Origin of the sequence: Haematospirillum jordaniae (assembly GCF_001611975.1) — a bacterium.
GTDB classification, from domain to species: Bacteria; Pseudomonadota; Alphaproteobacteria; order Rhodospirillales; family Rhodospirillaceae; genus Haematospirillum; species Haematospirillum jordaniae.
The window spans coordinates 205,828-221,519 of record NZ_CP014525.1 but is presented as its reverse complement, the minus strand read 5'-3'; the positions used below and the strand labels follow the sequence as shown (position 1 = coordinate 221,519).

General features: G+C 54.8%; 17 protein-coding genes and 3 tRNA genes. 8 read left to right on the top strand and 12 right to left on the bottom strand.

Annotated elements, in window-relative coordinates; translation table 11 throughout:
- Positions 1-75: 75 nt before the first annotated feature.
- Positions 76-1,902 (top strand): aminopeptidase P family protein, encoded by a 1,827-nt coding sequence (locus AY555_RS01140; RefSeq protein WP_066132311.1) that lies wholly within the window; start codon positions 76-78, stop codon positions 1,900-1,902.
- 14 nt (positions 1,903-1,916) lie between these two features.
- Here the strand turns inward: AY555_RS01140 and AY555_RS01135 are convergent, their stop codons facing one another.
- The 4 genes from AY555_RS01135 to AY555_RS01120 form a co-directional block, all read right to left on the bottom strand.
- Positions 1,917-2,657 carry a protein phosphatase CheZ gene (locus tag AY555_RS01135; protein ID WP_066132308.1) on the bottom strand — a complete coding sequence of 247 codons (741 nt, stop codon included), beginning with the start codon at positions 2,655-2,657 and terminating at the stop codon, positions 1,917-1,919.
- A 362-nt stretch (positions 2,658-3,019) separates the two neighbouring features.
- Positions 3,020-3,481 (bottom strand): YaiI/YqxD family protein, encoded by a 462-nt coding sequence (locus tag AY555_RS01130; protein ID WP_209315858.1) that lies wholly within the window; start codon positions 3,479-3,481, stop codon positions 3,020-3,022.
- Entirely contained in the window at positions 3,468-4,430 is a 963-nt protein-coding gene (locus AY555_RS01125; protein WP_066132305.1) for a ribonucleotide-diphosphate reductase subunit beta, read from the bottom strand. Before AY555_RS01125 ends, AY555_RS01130 begins: the two co-directional genes overlap by 14 nt.
- A 55-nt stretch (positions 4,431-4,485) precedes the next feature.
- Positions 4,486-6,315: a ribonucleoside-diphosphate reductase subunit alpha gene (locus AY555_RS01120; protein ID WP_082811784.1), complete on the bottom strand. Its 1,830-nt coding sequence runs from the start codon at positions 6,313-6,315 to the stop codon at positions 4,486-4,488.
- A gap of 810 nt (positions 6,316-7,125) precedes the next feature.
- Between AY555_RS01120 and AY555_RS01110 the strand changes: the two genes are divergently transcribed.
- Complete coding sequence (locus AY555_RS01110) at positions 7,126-7,629, top strand: MarR family winged helix-turn-helix transcriptional regulator (protein ID WP_082811783.1); 504 nt, start codon at positions 7,126-7,128, stop codon at positions 7,627-7,629.
- 83 nt (positions 7,630-7,712) lie between these two features.
- Here AY555_RS01110 and AY555_RS01105 read toward each other — a convergent pair whose 3' ends face one another.
- Positions 7,713-8,276: a universal stress protein gene (locus tag AY555_RS01105; RefSeq protein WP_066132296.1), complete on the bottom strand. Its 564-nt coding sequence runs from the start codon at positions 8,274-8,276 to the stop codon at positions 7,713-7,715.
- A gap of 163 nt (positions 8,277-8,439) precedes the next feature.
- The gene (locus AY555_RS01100; protein ID WP_066136318.1) at positions 8,440-8,799 is read right to left on the bottom strand and encodes a rhodanese-like domain-containing protein; all 360 of its coding nucleotides are present in this window, start codon (positions 8,797-8,799) and stop codon (positions 8,440-8,442) included.
- On the opposite strand from AY555_RS01100, the gene AY555_RS01095 reads away from it, so the two are divergent.
- The gene (locus AY555_RS01095) at positions 8,787-9,161 is read left to right on the top strand and encodes a sulfurtransferase TusA family protein (RefSeq protein WP_322099096.1); all 375 of its coding nucleotides are present in this window, start codon (positions 8,787-8,789) and stop codon (positions 9,159-9,161) included. The genes AY555_RS01100 and AY555_RS01095 overlap by 13 nt on opposite strands.
- Here AY555_RS01095 and AY555_RS01090 read toward each other — a convergent pair.
- A complete protein-coding gene (locus tag AY555_RS01090; protein ID WP_167798461.1) occupies positions 9,158-9,997 on the bottom strand; it encodes a DUF2189 domain-containing protein in 840 nt (279 codons plus the stop codon). The genes AY555_RS01095 and AY555_RS01090 overlap by 4 nt on opposite strands.
- 255 nt (positions 9,998-10,252) lie before the next feature.
- Here AY555_RS01090 and AY555_RS11720 point away from each other — a divergent pair, with 255 nt between their 5' ends.
- From AY555_RS11720 to cyoE, 3 genes are read left to right on the top strand one after another with little or no spacing between them, the layout of a single operon-like run.
- Positions 10,253-10,405: a hypothetical protein gene (locus tag AY555_RS11720; protein WP_156483249.1), complete on the top strand. Its 153-nt coding sequence runs from the start codon at positions 10,253-10,255 to the stop codon at positions 10,403-10,405.
- A gap of 10 nt (positions 10,406-10,415) precedes the next feature.
- Positions 10,416-11,834, top strand: coding sequence for a cbb3-type cytochrome c oxidase subunit I (locus AY555_RS01085; protein ID WP_082811780.1), 1,419 nt, complete (start codon positions 10,416-10,418; stop codon positions 11,832-11,834).
- A gap of 52 nt (positions 11,835-11,886) precedes the next feature.
- Positions 11,887-12,753 carry a heme o synthase gene (gene cyoE / locus AY555_RS01080; protein ID WP_066132287.1) on the top strand — a complete coding sequence of 289 codons (867 nt, stop codon included), beginning with the start codon at positions 11,887-11,889 and terminating at the stop codon, positions 12,751-12,753.
- 3 nt (positions 12,754-12,756) lie between these two features.
- Here cyoE and AY555_RS01075 read toward each other — a convergent pair whose 3' ends face one another.
- The 5 genes from AY555_RS01075 to rlmB all read right to left on the bottom strand — a co-directional run bounded on the left by AY555_RS01075 (position 12,757) and on the right by rlmB (position 15,259).
- Positions 12,757-13,059 (bottom strand): hypothetical protein, encoded by a 303-nt coding sequence (locus tag AY555_RS01075; RefSeq protein ID WP_066132284.1) that lies wholly within the window; start codon positions 13,057-13,059, stop codon positions 12,757-12,759.
- The gene (locus AY555_RS01070; protein ID WP_156483248.1) at positions 13,056-13,439 is read right to left on the bottom strand and encodes a hypothetical protein; all 384 of its coding nucleotides are present in this window, start codon (positions 13,437-13,439) and stop codon (positions 13,056-13,058) included. Before AY555_RS01070 ends, AY555_RS01075 begins: the two co-directional genes overlap by 4 nt.
- A 43-nt stretch (positions 13,440-13,482) precedes the next feature.
- The gene (locus AY555_RS01065; protein WP_066132278.1) at positions 13,483-13,941 is read right to left on the bottom strand and encodes a hypothetical protein; all 459 of its coding nucleotides are present in this window, start codon (positions 13,939-13,941) and stop codon (positions 13,483-13,485) included.
- Between the two features lie 320 nt (positions 13,942-14,261).
- Positions 14,262-14,337 (bottom strand) — tRNA-Thr (locus AY555_RS01060).
- 76 nt (positions 14,338-14,413) lie between these two features.
- Positions 14,414-15,259: a 23S rRNA (guanosine(2251)-2'-O)-methyltransferase RlmB gene (gene rlmB / locus AY555_RS01055; protein ID WP_066132276.1), complete on the bottom strand. Its 846-nt coding sequence runs from the start codon at positions 15,257-15,259 to the stop codon at positions 14,414-14,416.
- Between the two features lie 132 nt (positions 15,260-15,391).
- Here rlmB and AY555_RS01050 point away from each other — a divergent pair.
- Positions 15,392-15,477: transfer RNA gene (locus tag AY555_RS01050), tRNA-Tyr, on the top strand.
- 53 nt (positions 15,478-15,530) lie between these two features.
- Positions 15,531-15,604 (top strand) — tRNA-Gly (locus AY555_RS01045).
- The last annotated feature ends 88 nt before the right edge of the window (positions 15,605-15,692 follow it).

Here is a 15,692-nt window from a genome sequence, read left to right as displayed (position 1 = left end):
CGTGCGATAGTATGCCAATACTGCCTGTTGGCAGACATAATTTCAGCTAACTGATTTCATAGAACGGGAGGATTCATGAACCGGGAACAGCAGGCCAGTCGTTTGGCCCGTTTGCGTGAGACTCTTTTGAATCAAGGGGTTGATGGGTTTCTGGTCCCGCGGCCTGATGAATATCAGGGGGAGTATGTTCCCCCTTCCAGCGAGCGTCTTGCCTGGTTGACTGGTTTCACGGGCTCTGCCGGGATTGCTGTTGTGCTGCCGGATCAGGCCGGTCTGTTTGTCGATGGCCGGTATACAATCCAGGCGCGGGAGGAAACCGATGGTGGTTTGTACCGCCATTGCCATCTGACTGATTTTCCACCGTCAAAGTGGCTGGAAAGTCATATTCGTCCGGGGCAGGTCATAGGGTTTGACCCATGGTTGCATACTGCGGGTTCTCTTGAGAAAATACGCTCCGTGCTGGAAAGGGTTGGGGCGCGTCTGGCTCCGCTGGTTCCAAACCCTGTCGATGTGGTTTGGGACGATCGTCCGGCTTTGCCCGAGGCACCGGCCGTCCCGCATCCGCTGAAATATGCCGGTGTTTCTGCCAGCGAAAAAATCTTGCAGATTGCTGGTCTTTTATCGGCATCCGGGGTTCATGCTGCCGTTCTGGGAGTGCCGGAAAGCGTGTGCTGGCTTTTGAACATCAGGGGGAGTGATGTTCCGTGTACGCCCCTTGTCCTGTGTTATGCGCTTGTTCACGCCAATGCCACGATGGATCTTTATATCGATCCGGTCAAGGTTACGGCGGAGGTGCGTGATCACCTTGCAGATATGGCCAGCCCGGTTTCTGTACGTTTGCACGACAGGGCTTTGTTCGTCGATGGATTACGTGGGCTGTCAGGGAAGAAGGTCCGTGTTGATCGGCAGACAGGTACCGTTGCCATCACGGATATCCTTTCTTCTTCCGGCGCTGTGGTGTGTGTGGGCGATGATCCCTGCGCCTTGCCGCGAGCCTGCAAGAACAGCATTGAGCTGCGTGGGGCTAGGGCTGCCCACCACCGTGATGCCATTGCCATGGTTCGTTTCTTGGGCTGGCTTGACCGAACCCTGCAAGCGGGAGAGGCGCCCGGCGAATACCAGGTTGCAGAGATGCTTCAGGGTTTCCGCCGCGATCTGGAGCATTTTCGGGGGCCAAGCTTCGAGACTATCTCTGCCGCCGGGCATCATGGCGCTATCTGCCATTACCGTGTTTCCCGGGAATCAGATGTCCCGGTGACATCCGGGCCGTTATATCTGGTTGATAGTGGCGGTCAGTTCCTAGATGGCACAACTGATGTGACCAGGACTGTTGTTAGTGGTGTTGTTGAGCCAGAGCATCTGCGGCGTTATACCCAGGTTCTGAAGGGCCATATTGCCTTGGCCACTGTGCGTTTCCCCGAAGGAACGACCGGGAGTCAGCTGGATGTGCTGGCGCGCCGCTTTTTATGGGATGATGGTCTGGATTATGACCATGGTACCGGGCATGGTGTTGGCAGTTATCTGTCTGTTCATGAGGGACCGCAGCGTATATCCAAGCTTCCTGCCTCTGTGCCCCTGTGTCCCGGCATGATCCTGTCCAATGAACCCGGCTATTACAAGGACGGGGCGTACGGGATCCGGATTGAGATGTTGCAGGTTGTTGTCGAGCTGTTTCCTCAGCCCCCTGATGCTATACGGACCATGCTGGGTTTTGAAACCCTGACCCTGGTCCCGTTGGATCATCGTCTGATTGACCATTCCTTGCTGACAGATGACGAGCGTGCATGGATCGACGCCTATCACCATCGCATTTTCAGGGATGTCAGCGCATTTCTGAAAGAAGAGGACAGGGTGTGGCTAGGGCAGATGACGCGGCCTCTCCGTGATTCATGCCAAGGATGATGGCCGCAGGGCTTTTACCAGTTGCGCAGCATGGAATCGATATCGTCTTGGGATACACCCTTGCCATCGGCTTGTGGTCCGTGGAGGAGGTGCTTGTCCGGGCGGTTGTCATTGGGGCGGTTGCGCACATTTTCTGCCTTGGCAAGCCCTTCTTCGATTTCCCACAGTTCGACTAGCCGTTTCAGTTCGGCTTCCACGTGCATCAGGGTGTTGACCGTTGCGGATATCCTTTGCCCGGTCAGATCTTGGAAGCTGCAGGCTGTCATGATCTGAATCGATTGTTCGCCCAGCTTTTGGTACAGGCCGGTATCAAGATCGCCAGCGGTATGTGCCTGATCGATGATGGCTTGTATGGCTTCTGTTGCGGTCAAAATGGTTTGGGTCGCTTGCTCGGTTGCATCAACAACCGACTTTAATTCCGATGTTGCCGCCAGAATTTGATCACTCTCTCCTGCGGCCGGGGTTAGTGCTGATACATGGTCACGGGTCATTTCGATCCGTTCGACCAGCTCCTGCAATCCATCGCGTACTAGGCTGAAGTTTCCGTCGTGGAGTGAGCGCGGGCGGTTTGCCTCAGGCTGTTCAGGAGTGACCGGTTTGATCAGAACACCATCTGCAGCCATGCGGTTGATTTCATCGCGTATGGCTTTGACCACAGCGCCCTGAATCTCCCGGGACATGGCAGTAACGGCTGCGGCAAGATTACCAAACTCGCGCCCTAGGACTGCTTCTGGCTCGTCTGACTGCTTGGTCATCAGAACTCCACCTGCATTGTCGTGCATGCACAAAGCGAGCTATGGACCAGAAGCTTGCACGCTGTGGTCCATGCCAAGGTCCTGATGATCGGGCAGGGGGTGCTGGGGGTCAAGGCAGGCAAAGTGACTAGGGTATGTGCCGAGGTTGTGCTCGGTCAGGGCCGGGAACGTGGGGCGTTTGATCAGGGTTCCTTTGTTTTCGGTGTGTTGAACCTTGGGCACTTCGTAAAAGTGTTGCCGGCAGGCTACAGATCACCACAAGGGGTGGATTGGCTGGCTATCGTCATTAACAGCCCGTATTTCTGTCGCGACACACAAGGGGTCGGCTTGGAGACACCAGAAACCTTCTTTTCGGGTATGTGCTACGTTTTGCTTCTGACAAGAAGACGTTCAAGGGCATTCAGAAAAGCCTGCCGGTCACGGGATGAATAAGGGCGTGGTCCCCCCGTGATTTCGCCACTGTCGCGCAGGTTGGTCATCAAGTCACGAACAGCCAAGGCCATGCCTGCCGAGGCTGCATCTAGGATACGCCCGGATGGAGACAGGGCTGTTGCACCTGCCTCTACACAACGGGCGGCCAGCGGGATGTCGTTTGTAATGCAGATATCGCCATTTCCAATCTCGGCGGCAATCCAGTGATCTGCGGCATCTGGCTCTACCGGCACAACAACCTGCCGGATGTGTGTTCCCTCCAGCGAGCGGATCCACTGGTTCCCGACCAGCACCACGGCAATACCATGACGGCGTGCTGCCCGGACAGCATCTTCCTTGACCGGGCAGGCATCCGAATCAATGTAAAGCACAACGTCCTTATGCAAAGGCATCTTCCCAGCTGCCGCGTGTGGCCGCCTTGGAATACTCGGTTGCCCGGTTCTCGAAGAAGTTGGTGTGCTCGACCCCGTTCAGGATTGCATCCAGCCAAGGCAGCGGGTTGCGGGCAATATGGTAAGCGGGTTCCAGACCAAGCTGGGTCAGGCGTAGATCCGCGATGTAGCGGATATAGTCCTTGATGTCGTGTGCTGTCAGGCCTTCTACCGGACCGGCTTCAAAGGCCAGATCGATGAATGCATCTTCCAGCCCTACAATGGTCTGGCACGCTTGTCTCAGATCTTGTGCCAAGGCCGCTTGGTCAATATCCGGGTTTTCCCCTAGGAATGTCTTGTAAAGGCGGATGATAGAATTGCAGTGCAGGGTTTCATCACGCACAGACCAAGTCACAATCTGCCCCATACCCTTCATTTTGTTGAAGCGCGGGAAGTTGAGCAGGATGGCAAAGCTGGCAAAGAGTTGGAGTCCCTCGGTAAAGGCGCCAAAGACGGCCAGTGTTCGGGCAATATCGGCGGGTGTTTCAACGCCCCACAGCTGCATATAGTCGTACTTGTCCTTCATTTCCTTGTAGTGGAGGAAGGCAGCATATTCTGTTTCGGGCATCCCGATGGTGTCCAGAAGATGGGCATACGCAGCAATATGAATGGTTTCCATGTTGGAAAAGGCCGCGAGCATCATCTGTACTTCGGTTGGTTGAAACACGCGCGTGTAGTTGCGCATGTAGCAGTTGTTCACCTCGATATCAGACTGAGTGAAGAAGCGGAAAATCTGGGTCAGGAGATGCTGCTCAGCTTCACTCAGCTTATGGCGCCAGTCCTTGACGTCTTCGGCCAAGGGCACTTCTTCCGGTAGCCAGTGGAGCTGTTGTTGGATCAGCCAAGCATCGTAGCACCAAGGATAGCGAAATGGCTTGTAGACGTGGTTCGTAGGGGTCAACAGTGACATGGCAATAATACGTCCGGATAGAGTGCAGAGCGAGAAGCGGGGCCTGGTAAGCGGTTTACTGGCAGGCTAGGCATTCTTCGTAGTTGGTTGGGATACTGCCTGCATTGTCCTGTTCAACAGGGAGTGTGTTGCTGGCAACTCGGTCACGGGCCGATACTACCTCTGCCCTTTGCAAGGACTTGGAGCGACAATAGTACAGGCTTTTGACGCCTTTCTTCCACGCCAGCATGTGGATCTGGTGCAGGTCCCGCTTATGTACATCTGCGGGCAGGAAAATGTTCAGAGACTGGGCTTGGTCAACCAGTGGTGCTCTGTCCGCGGCATGTTCGATGATCCAGCGCTGGTCCAGCTCAAAGGCTGTCTTGAAAACATCTTTTTCGTCCTGGGTTAGGAAATCCAAGTGCTGCACGGAACCTTCATTGACTGTAATCGAGGTCCAAGTTTCCTCGTCGTTGCGCCCTTTGTCAGCTAATACTTTTTCCAAGGCGCGATTGCGTACCAAGAAACTGCCGGAAAGCGTTTTGTGGGTAAAGGCGTTTGCGGCAATGGGTTCAATGCCTGGGCTGGTTCCGCCGCAAATAATCGAAATGGATGCGGTTGGCGCAATTGCTGTTTTATTGGAGAAGCGCTCCATAATTCCATAATCAGCAGCATCTGGGCATGGACCCCGCTCGGCAGCCAGGGCACGGGATGCAGCGTCAGCCTGTGTCTTGATGTGCCGGAAAATCGTTCGGTTCCAGACCTTTGCCATGACAGACTCGAACGGAATCATGTTGTTCTGAAGAAACGAATGGTACCCCATGACTCCTAGGCCAACAGAGCGCTCGCGCATGGCAGAGTACTTTGCCTTGGCCATGCTGTCCGGTGCCCGATCGATGAAGTCTTGCAGTACGTTATCAAGAAAACGCATCACGTCTTCGATAAAGCGGGGCTCGTCTTTCCATTCCATATAGGTTTCAAGATTCAGGGACGACAGGCAGCACACCGCCGTGCGGTCATGCCCAAGATGATCCCGCCCCGTCGGCAAGGTAATTTCGGCACACAGGTTAGACGTGCGTACGCTCAGTCCGGCCCTTTTCTGGTGTTCGGGAAGGGCACGGTTCACTGTATCAGAGTAGATAATGTATGGTTCCCCGGTTTCAACTCGGGCCAGCAGGATGCGGATCCACAGGGCGCGAGCCTTGACCTGTCGCATGACCTGGCCATCCCGCGGGCTGATCAGGGCCCAGTCGCCATCTTTTTCCACAGCGTCCATAAATGCGTCAGACAGCAAAATGCCATGATGCAGGTTCAGGGCTTTGCGGTTGGGATCCCCCCCGGTCGGACGGCGCAGCTCGATAAACTCCTCGATCTCCGGATGCCAGACCGGGAGATATACCGCAGCGGAACCGCGCCGCAATGACCCTTGGGAAATAGCTAAGGTCAGGCTGTCCATAACCCGGATAAAGGGGACAACGCCCGACGTCTTTCCAACCGTTCCAACCTTTTCACCGATAGAACGCAGGTTCCCCCAATAGCTGCCGATACCCCCCCCACGGGCAGCCAGCCATACATTTTCAGTCCATAGATCAACGATACCAGCAAGGGAATCATCCGCTTCGTTCAGGAAGCAGGATATGGGAAGTCCGCGGCTTGATCCGCCGTTCGATAGAACTGGCGTTGCCGGCATGAACCATAGCTTGGAAATATAGTCATACAGACGGCACGCATGCTCATCGTCGTCAGCATAGGCACTGGCAACCCGGGCAAAAAGATCTTGGTAGCTTTCGTCGGGGAGAAGGTAACGATCTGTAAGAACTGCTTTTCCAAAATTGGTCAGCAGTTCATCGTGTGCGGTATTGATCCGGATCTGAGGGGGGGTGGCAAGCTGTACGGCATTAAGCACGACGATATCTCCCGGGGGGGTCTTTGCAGGACATGGTCAAGGCACTGAGCAGTGCGGTGATGGCAGAGTTGTACCTTTTTCAGGCACGCGGCGGCTCTTTTCAGCTCCTTTCCATGGGGTCCAGATACATTCAAGCAGTGCGACGTCAACCGGGTGAGAACAGCCCGCTGCGGACACCGCGACCCCCGTCTTTACGGCAGGCCCTGTTTGGCCGCGTGATTGTCGTCACGTCTATATATAGTAAATGTATTTTGATTTGCGTCAATATCTTGCGTTTTTTGGCAAATCGTGGCAGGGGGGCTTGCGCCGTAGGGGGTACACCATATCGACCTTTTTTGCCTGGGGCAATCTGCAAGAAAAAGGCATGCCTGTGTCCTGTGCGTACCTTGCTGACAGGGACGCAGAATTCTTTGCTGTAGAATACTCTTCTTGCGATAGTTCTTGTGCCTGATCTCATGCGTGCATTCGGTCTTTTCTCACTTCCTTTCTTTATTTTTTCGATGGTTCAGGGGCTGTGGTACGGTTGGGTTGGTAGAGCCTACGAATGGTGTTACCTGTTAAAATTTACAGGTTGCACGACGTTATTTTTGTTGGCTTTCATGCTGATGAATATAGCTAAGTGAATGTAATATATCTATATTTTACCAAGTGCGCGCATATTGCCTATACTTTGGCTGTATAATGCTTGCAACCATAGGCTTTCTTTTTCTTTGCCATCATACCGATAACTCTGTATCACGGTGCATGAAGGGAAAACCGGTGCGGGCGAGGACACCGGTCCCGAACGTAACAGTGTGGGGTAATAAAGAGATGTATGAAGACGTCCTGACGCTGACGAAAGACCATGCTTCCGAAGTTCCGGATCACCATCAAAGAAACGTCCGGGTCGATGAGAGTCCCGTTCCAGTTGTGCTTGAAGAGCAGATAGGGCATTTGCTTCGTAAAGCCAATCAGCGGGCTACGGCCATTTTCCAGTCCCAGCTGGGAAGCGCGGAGTTCACGTTGCCGCAGTTCTCTGCTTTGGTTAAGTTGCTGGAAAAGGGGACTGTTTCCCAGAACTCCCTTGGTCGCCTGATCGGCATGGATGCTGCAACCATGCAGGGTGTAGTGAGGCGATTGAGTGAAAGGGGCATGATAGAGCGTTGCGCTGACGAGCGGGACCGCAGGCGTGTCAAGTTAACGGCTACGTCTGATGGGCGTCGGATGGTTTCTTCTGCTGTGCAGGCTGTTGCTAGGGCTGCCGAACAGACGCTAGCCCCGCTGACGCCGCGGGAACAGCAGACTTTCCTGCGTCTTCTGCGTCGACTGACCTGATCTTTTTTCTTTATTATGTGTTTTTATGCAGCCGGGCATGTCGTGTCCGGCTGCAGTGTTTCCGGGCTCTGGAATGCGCTGCTTCAGCACAGTGCGTCAATATCTACGGGTGTCAGGAATCCTGGAATGATTGTGACTGGAACGGGTAGAGATGTTGCTGTAACAGCCTGTATCAGAGGAGCCATTCCCTCCCCATGTGGCCTAGATGCCGTGACCATAATGGTAATGTCCCGGTATTCGTCCAAGACAGACAGAACCTCTTGCAGGGTATCGCCTTCCCGCAGGATCAGTTGGGAAAAGACTCCGCTGATCCGGTGTATCTCAGCGGCAGCTCTTTGCAGGCGTTCTTCGGCCTGTTGTACGGAATCATAACGTATTCTGGAGCCAACAAAGATCCAGTCCGTTTGTTCAGAGGAGGGGGCAACGCTCAGCAGTGTTATGCGGGCTGCTTCATTGTAGGCCCTCCAGGCGACATAGCGTATGACGGCCTGGATTTCTGGTGTTTCGTCAATCAGTACCAAAAACCCACGCAGACCATTTTCGCCTCTTATGGTGCATGCTGGTAAGGCTGAGGTAGGGTTAGAAGCAAGGGGAGGGGGTCTTTTTATCCCCATCAGGCGCTTCATTAATGCCAGAAACGAAGCCATGGGTTTGTCCTCTTGGAAGGAGGCCCAACGATCACGGTTCTCTATCGCAGGGACATGCCTGTTGCTCTCATGATGTCCTGTGACCGTCAGATTGCAATCTGTTGGCCCTTAATTATGCTGAAACAGGGCCATGCAGCCAAGTGGCCCTGTTCCGGAATTGGTGTTATGGGCCACTGCGTCGGGTCTTGCCGCCTCTTTGCGCCCAGTTCAGGATTCCTCCTTCCATACGGAACAGGTCCTGTGAGAATCCTGCTGCAGCCAGAATGCCAGAAGCGACGCCGCATCGCTGTCCGCTGCGGCAGTGGAGAACCAGTTTTTTACCCGTTGTATCCGGAATGTCTGAGGGGTCAAAGCGGCTGAGGGGTATTAAAATAGAGCCCGGGATGTGTTCTGCGTGATATTCGTGCTCTTCCCGCACATCGATCAGGATGGCCTCCCCGCGTTCCAGCCATATCATGATGGTTTCCGGGGTTTCAATCTGGATACGGGGTTGGTGGTTGTCTTCTGTGTGTGAAGCGTGCATGGCGGATTTCCACAAGACATGAAACGGATCTATATTCATACTCCCCTGATGCTGTAAGTGCATCTCTATGTTCAGATTATGCGGGGAGTGGGGTTTTGGGTCGTGTGCCCTGTCATGAGCTGGATTGTCGTGGTATGTCCTGTCCGCTGCCTGTCTTGAGGACTCTTCGTGCGGTTGCAGACCTTCATCCCGGTGAGAGCTTGAGAGTTATTTGTGATGACCGCATTAATGAAAGCGACTTTCGTGCACTGTGTCAGAAAGCTGGCGTGACACTGGCATCAAGCGAAAAAGGTCCGGGACAGCGGATCATGCTGATCAGCCGTCCCGATTCTGCCAACGGAGGAATAACCGGCTGCTGCTAGTCAACCATCGCCTTGTATGCATGCCATGATGCATGTGCAATCAGAGGCAAAGTCACAATCAGGCCAATAAAGAACGTTCCGATTCCGACGCCTGTAATCAGGACAATGGCTGCAGCCCAGCCAAACATGGCGTGTTTGTTGCCGTATACGGCGCGGACGCTGGTAATCATGGCGGCATAGGCGGATATGTTGCGGTCAATCACCATAGGCAGGCTGATTGCCGATATGGCAAAAACACCGGCGGCGATAAAACCGCCAATCAGGGTGCCCAGTGCCAGAAAGGGGGGAGCTTGCGGCGATGCCAGCAGTGAGCCGATGAAGTTGCTCATATTTGGTGGTGCACTGCTGAAGAAGATTGCAAACAGCACAAGTGACACAACAAACCACAGCATCATGGCAACCATCAAGGTCATGCCAATCATGCCAAGTTGCATGGAATTGCGTTTGTAGACCTTGAGAGTATCCGAAAACGTTACAGGCTGGTTTTCAGCGTGCAGGCGGCTGACTTCATAAAGACCAACGGCGGCAAATGGGGCAATTAGCATGAAGCCGGCAACTAGGGGGACCAGAAGGGACTCCATGCCAACGGCAAAAAGACCGGAGGCCATCAGCCAGGCAATAACGGAAAAAACAGCCCCGTAGCCCAAGCTGATCGCGGGAGCTGTCATTAGATCATCCCACCCCCGGGCCAGCCAGCGGGTTGTCTGGTCAACGCTGACGCTGCGTATCCCCGGCCACGAGGTGCTTCCATACCATAGGCTGGCGGCGGCTTCGGGGGAGACGGCTTGTTCTGGATGCGCATTGCGATGGTACTCTTCGGACGTCTCTGTTGACATGACCAGTCTCCGCGTCTTGGATCCACATGCCATGTACTATACGGGGAAGGAGGTTTATCCGGAAGTCTGTTTGATAATACGTTCTGTATCTATGACAGTAAATGATGGTCGTATATGTGTTATGACGAATGATTGTATAGATGCATCGACAATAATACATCTTCCAGATTGCTTATGAAGTGTATAAAGTCCCTTCCGATCATTTCAGGAGATGATCATTTTGTGTTGATTCAAGGGGATCGGTAAGGGGGAAGTATGACCGATATAACAGGGGTTGCTGTTGATATAACGCAGAAGCATTCTTCACGCTTGTTCTGGCGAAATGTTCTTCTTGGGGTATTTCTTACGGTTCTGGCGCTGGGCTTCTATGTTGGTATTATCGTCAAGATAGGGCTTGTTGGCCTCTAGGGGTATTGCCATGAAGGGCAGAACCGTTCTCCGGTCTATGATCCCGGTGCCTAGAAGCCTGCGCTCAGAAACGCGGTACTGGGTTCTGCTGTCGCTGTCTTCTCTTGCTCTTGCCGGGGGGCTTGCCCTTTTGCTTGCCTTGTCGCGGACACCGGGCGTGCAGGAGTATTTGCCAGTTCACTTTTTCCGGGCGGCACTGGTTACGCACGTTATTTTCAGTGTTGTCATATGGTATCTGGGCATGGCGGCTGCTGTATGTACCTATCTTGTTGCAGCACGCAGCAGTCCCTACTTTTCAGAAGAACGGACGGATCTCTTCCGTTTTGCTCCGTCCTTGGCGATGGGGGGAATGGTTCTGCTTCTGGTTCCATTTTCTCTTGGCCTTGGGGAGCCATCCCTGAATAACTATGTGCCGGTTATTGGCCACCCGGTTTTCGGGCTTGGTCTGGTGTTGCTTGGCGTCGCATTCAGCGCTCCTTTCTATCGTGTTCTGATGTGGCCCGATGGCCGGGATTCCGGAGCTTGTTTGTTCTGCGCCCGTGGGTTGGCGGCGGTATGGTTTCTGGCGCTGGTATGCTGTGTCCTAGCGGCACTGACTATGCCGTCCGGGCTTCAGTCCGTTCCTTTCAACGAAACCCTGTTTTGGGGAACAGGTCATCTGTTGCAGTTCCTGAATTTCCTGATGATGGTGCTGATCTGGCAGGATGTCGGGCGTCGCCTGCACGGGGAATATCCGCTGTCTTCCGGTTTGCTGCGCACCATTGTTGTGCTTGTCGTGTCTGTGGCCTTGCTTGGTCCGTTTCTTTATTTGTTTCTGGATCCACGTGATGCGCGTTTGTTCTCGCACTTTACTCTGCTGTATCAGCTGGGATTGATTGGCCAGCCCTTTCTTGCTGTCGCAGGGCTTGTGGGCGCCCTGTTGTGCAGGGGGTTGAAGCCAGGAACGGTGCAGGGGACAGGGCTTGGGTTGTCGTGTCTGCTGTTTGTGATCGGTGGTCTGTTTGGCTATGTCCTAGGAGGAGGAGACACGCGCACACCAGCTCATTATCACCTTGTGATTGGCGGAGTGATGCTGGCCCTGATGGTTTTTCTCGCCACGGTGTTGTTGCCATGGCTTGGCTATTCCCTGGTTCGCATGCGCTCCGTCCTGAGATGTCTGGGACTGTATGGAGCCGGGCAGCTCTTGCACGCCGGAGGACTGTTTGTTGCCGGTAGTTCTGGTGTTGCGCGCAAGACCGCCGGGGGAAGCCAAGGGTTGGATACGCCCCTCGAGATCGTGTCGATGCTGGCGATGGGTTGTGGAGCCTTGATTGCTGTTATCGGGGGTGCGTCTTTTGTCTGGATTATTGGATCCCGGTTGCTGGGGCCGCCATCTGTCTTGTCTGAATCCCTGACGGAGAGTGGAGGCCGGTATTTGGCAAAGACCTGAGTGGTCTGTTCTGGGGTGATGATCCGAGGGGTTTGGAGGGAAGGGGAGTCCTATGAATTTTTTTGGTTATCTGGAGCTGTGCAAGCCCAGAATTGGTGTCATGATTGCGCTGACTGCAGCCGTTGGCTATGCAGCCGTTGCCGAACGCTTGGATCCGGCCGCCTTGGTGGTTCTGGTCTTGGCCATGCTTCTTGGGTCTGCGGGTTCGTCCGTCTTCAATCATTTCTATGATCGTGACATTGATCGCCGGATGAAGCGCACGGCCGGTCGTCCTTTGGCTGCTGGACTTATCAGCAAGCCGGTGCATGCCTTGTGGTTTTCGGGGCTTCTTCTTGTGGCTGGCCTGTGGCTGGCCTTAGGGGCTTTTAACTGGGCCGTGGCGCTGCACCTTTTCTTGGGGGCGTTTATTTATGCCATTGTCTATACGGTCTGGCTCAAGCGTCGCACATGGCTGAACATTGTCATTGGCGGGGCTGCGGGCAGTTTTGCTGTTCTGGCGGGTGCAGCGGCCTTTGATCCCGGTGTTTGGCTGTTGCCCGTACTTATGGCGATTACCTTGTTTCTCTGGACGCCTTCCCATTTCTGGGCCTTGGCTATCCTGCTCAAGGATGATTATGCCGGCGTTGGTGTTCCTATGTTGCCGGTTCTGGTTGGGGAAGCCCGTTGTTCACGGTGGATTCTGGGCAACACCATTCTTCTGGTGATGTCTGCAGCGGTTCCTTGGGTGATGGGGCTTCTGGGGGCGGTGTATGGTGCTGTCTCGACAGGAGCTGCGTTGCTGTTCCTTTGGCAGAATATACGGCTGTTCCGTGTCCCGGGCCGGCCAGAGGCACGGCAGGTCTTTCTGGGGTCAATGCAATATCTGTCCCTTATCTTCCTGGCTGTTGTCTTGGATAGGCACCTGCCGGTCTTGTGGTAGGGGTCAGGGTTTGCGTGGTTTTGTGCGTACGGCCCCATAGCCGCAGTCGCACTTTTGCCCCGGTGTCATCAGCTTGAGCGTCAGCGGCGCTCCCTGCTGGTCGGCACCGGGGTGTTCCCACCGGAACAGGGCGCCGCATTTTTGACATACCTTTTCGTTGGGCGCTGTCCGTGGTGCCTTTGATCCCCGTAATCCGAGTGCTTGTGCAGTGGGGGTGGCAGGCCGCCCCGGCAAGGGAAGGCCCGGACCTTCGCCGCGCCGAACCGGTGGTGGCAAGGGACGATCCTGACGGGGAGGGAGTGTCATTCCTGTGGCTCCGGTGGTGGTGGTGGCATGGGGATGGCATCTTCAACAATGTCGACGTAGCCGACCTCTATGGCGTGTTCCAATGCGACAAGGCCTTCACGTGCTTCTTCATACATGGTGCGCAGGCGTCCGATATCCCGAATGCCCGTCTCTGAGGCGCGTTGCCAGTCCATGGTTGTAACAGCAAGCAGATAGCTGGCCCGCAAGCGTGCAACGGAGACAGCGACGCGAAAAAAGGAGTCCCTAGTAAAGTGAGGAACCTTTTCGTGAATAATTTCACGGTTTGCCGACCTGATGGAGATCTCAACCTCGTCCAGAAACCTGCGCCGTTGCTGCAGGCCTTCCGTGTCGTCAGTCTGGAAAACAGAGGGGCGGGTCATGGCAGCACGCTTCAAAGCCCGTTGATGACACAGGCTAACACAGTCATGGGTTGTCAGGAATAGTTCTGTCTTGGCCCTCTATGGATAGATCTCCATGAAGGGCACCCAAGCTCTCGCAGGCAAGGTAGTGTTGGAGAACAGACGGATTGCGGGCATTGATAGCAGGTTTCCAGCGTGATGCGGATTGACCGGCAACGTGGCGGGTAAAGGACATGGCTTGGTCCCATTCCATGGATAGGGATGCGATCAGGGTTGCTGTTACGCCGACGTCGGTACCGATTTGCCCTATCTGTTCTGCTGTCCTGCGGTTGCGACTCGCCATCGACAAGGCGCGATAGAAGCCAGAGCATTCAGCAAAGGCCACGGAGATTTGCATGATGCTTTCATCGGCCCCGGTCTCGGGAGATCCGAAGGCAGGGCGCGGTGGCAGCCAAAGCATCAGGGCAATGACTAAGATGCCTGGATACAGAAACGTTGGTGTTGTCTGTGGCGAATCTGCCATACGCAGAATCCTGCTGTGCCCCTGTTGCGCCACAACAGCCAGAGTCAGTTGTATGTGTGCGCATCTCTCCCTCCACTCTTACCCTGGGGGCGCCCTGCGTCCACATGCATGCATGTGATCATGCATTTTTCCTCCGGTAGTCCTGTTCAAGAATACCGGAAGAGAATGTATCGTGCTGATTCTAAGGCGTTTATGTTGTGGCCTGAATGATAGATCGCGCGTTTCTGGCGAGACGAATACGTGTGTTGTTCCAAACCGGATGGGGTTGGAACAGACAAGGGCCCCGGACTTCTGGTGACATCCGGGGCCCTTGTGATATCTGGTGCCCCCAGCAGGACTTGAACCCGCGACCCCCTGATTACAAATCAGGTGCTCTACCAGCTGAGCTATAGGGGCATGATCTGGCTGCGGCACTAAATAAACTGCTGCTCGCCAGAGGGAAACCCCTTTTTTATGTCTGACAGTATGTTTTTTATACCGTTCTTGCTGTTTGTGTCCGGAAAAGCTCGTATAAGGCCACGGCGGCGGCATTGGAAACGTTCAGACTCTCGACGGCTCCGCTCATGGGCAGGGACGTGAGAATATCGCAGTTTTCACGGGTTAACCGACGCAGGCCGCTTCCCTCTGATCCAAGTGTCAGCGCTATTTTTCCTGATAGTCGTGCTTCCGGAAGGGTGGAGGGGGCATCCGCGGTCAATCCGGCTATCCAGAAACCGCCGTCCTTGAGAACAGACATAGCCCGTACCAAGTTGGAAACGCGTATCAGGGGCATGCGTTCCAAGGCGCCGGATGCGGATTTGGCCAGTGTCCCTGTTTCTTCCGGCGAATGCCGGTCCTGTATAATAACAGCCAATGCCCCAAATGCGGCGGCTGACCGGATGATGGCTCCGACATTGTGTGGGTCTGTCACCTGATCTAGGATCAGCACGGTTGCTGAATCCATATTTCTGGATTTGGAAACAACATCTTCTGTGCCGATGGTGGGCAAGGCTCTGACCTGCAGGGCAAGGCCTTGGTGCACGCTGCCGGGTGGTAGAAGAAGATCCAGTTCTTCCCGGTCTATGATCGTGGAGGGAATCTGGCGGAGTGCCTGCTTGGCGGCTGTATCCATTGTCTCTAGCACGTCACGTGTAGCCATCAGCTGTATACACGGGCGATCCGGGTTGAGCAGTGCCGCTTCCACGGGGTGCTTTCCGTACAGCCAGATACCTGTTCCCGCATCGGGATGCCGGGTACGCTCTTCGCGCTGGTGACCTGCTGGACGGGGGCGGGGGGTGTCGCGTCGTCCGGAGGTTTGGGAACGCGGCTTGCGGGACATATGGGACTCCTGAAAAGTAAGGGTACCGGAATAGGTTGGCGTGCAGAGTAGGGCTTATTTTCCCGTTGACAAGGGGGGCTGTGTCCTAGTAAACCCGGGCCTCCCGCTGATGCGGGTTATCGCGGTACCCATGGAGGGGTGGCCGAGTGGTTAATGGCAGCAGACTGTAAATCTGCCGACGGATGTCTACGTAGGTTCGAATCCTACCCCCTCCACCATACAGCAGCGTCATACAGCTCCTTGCGCTGCGTGTATGACAAGGTACAGGTGTGCGGGTGTAGCTTAATGGCAAAGCTCCAGCCTTCCAAGCTGGCTACGTGGGTTCGATTCCCATCACCCGCTCCAATGCACTGAACATTCTCTGGTGTTGTGCCGGGGGCGGCCTTGGCGCACGTCAATCCCCCTAGCAAGTAGCATTCAGAAGGCATGTGCT

Excerpts from the sequence above, each read along its gene's own strand:
- AY555_RS01140 (WP_066132311.1), top strand. The coding sequence starts at position 76 with ATGAACCGGGAACAGCAGGCCAGTCGTTTGGCCCGTTTGCGTGAGACT.
- AY555_RS01135 (WP_066132308.1), bottom strand. The coding sequence starts at position 2,657 with ATGACCAAGCAGTCAGACGAGCCAGAAGCAGTCCTAGGGCGCGAGTTT.
- AY555_RS01130 (WP_209315858.1), bottom strand. The coding sequence starts at position 3,481 with ATGCCTTTGCATAAGGACGTTGTGCTTTACATTGATTCGGATGCCTGC.
- AY555_RS01125 (WP_066132305.1), bottom strand. The coding sequence starts at position 4,430 with ATGTCACTGTTGACCCCTACGAACCACGTCTACAAGCCATTTCGCTAT.
- AY555_RS01110 (WP_082811783.1), top strand. The coding sequence starts at position 7,126 with ATGTATGAAGACGTCCTGACGCTGACGAAAGACCATGCTTCCGAAGTT.
- AY555_RS01105 (WP_066132296.1), bottom strand. The coding sequence starts at position 8,276 with ATGGCTTCGTTTCTGGCATTAATGAAGCGCCTGATGGGGATAAAAAGA.
- AY555_RS01100 (WP_066136318.1), bottom strand. The coding sequence starts at position 8,799 with ATGCACGCTTCACACACAGAAGACAACCACCAACCCCGTATCCAGATT.
- AY555_RS01090 (WP_167798461.1), bottom strand. The coding sequence starts at position 9,997 with ATGTCAACAGAGACGTCCGAAGAGTACCATCGCAATGCGCATCCAGAA.
- AY555_RS11720 (WP_156483249.1), top strand. The coding sequence starts at position 10,253 with ATGACCGATATAACAGGGGTTGCTGTTGATATAACGCAGAAGCATTCT.
- AY555_RS01085 (WP_082811780.1), top strand. The coding sequence starts at position 10,416 with ATGAAGGGCAGAACCGTTCTCCGGTCTATGATCCCGGTGCCTAGAAGC.
- cyoE (WP_066132287.1), top strand. The coding sequence starts at position 11,887 with ATGAATTTTTTTGGTTATCTGGAGCTGTGCAAGCCCAGAATTGGTGTC.
- AY555_RS01075 (WP_066132284.1), bottom strand. The coding sequence starts at position 13,059 with ATGACACTCCCTCCCCGTCAGGATCGTCCCTTGCCACCACCGGTTCGG.
- AY555_RS01070 (WP_156483248.1), bottom strand. The coding sequence starts at position 13,439 with ATGACCCGCCCCTCTGTTTTCCAGACTGACGACACGGAAGGCCTGCAG.
- AY555_RS01065 (WP_066132278.1), bottom strand. The coding sequence starts at position 13,941 with ATGGCAGATTCGCCACAGACAACACCAACGTTTCTGTATCCAGGCATC.
- rlmB (WP_066132276.1), bottom strand. The coding sequence starts at position 15,259 with ATGTCCCGCAAGCCGCGTTCCCAAACCTCCGGACGACGCGACACCCCC.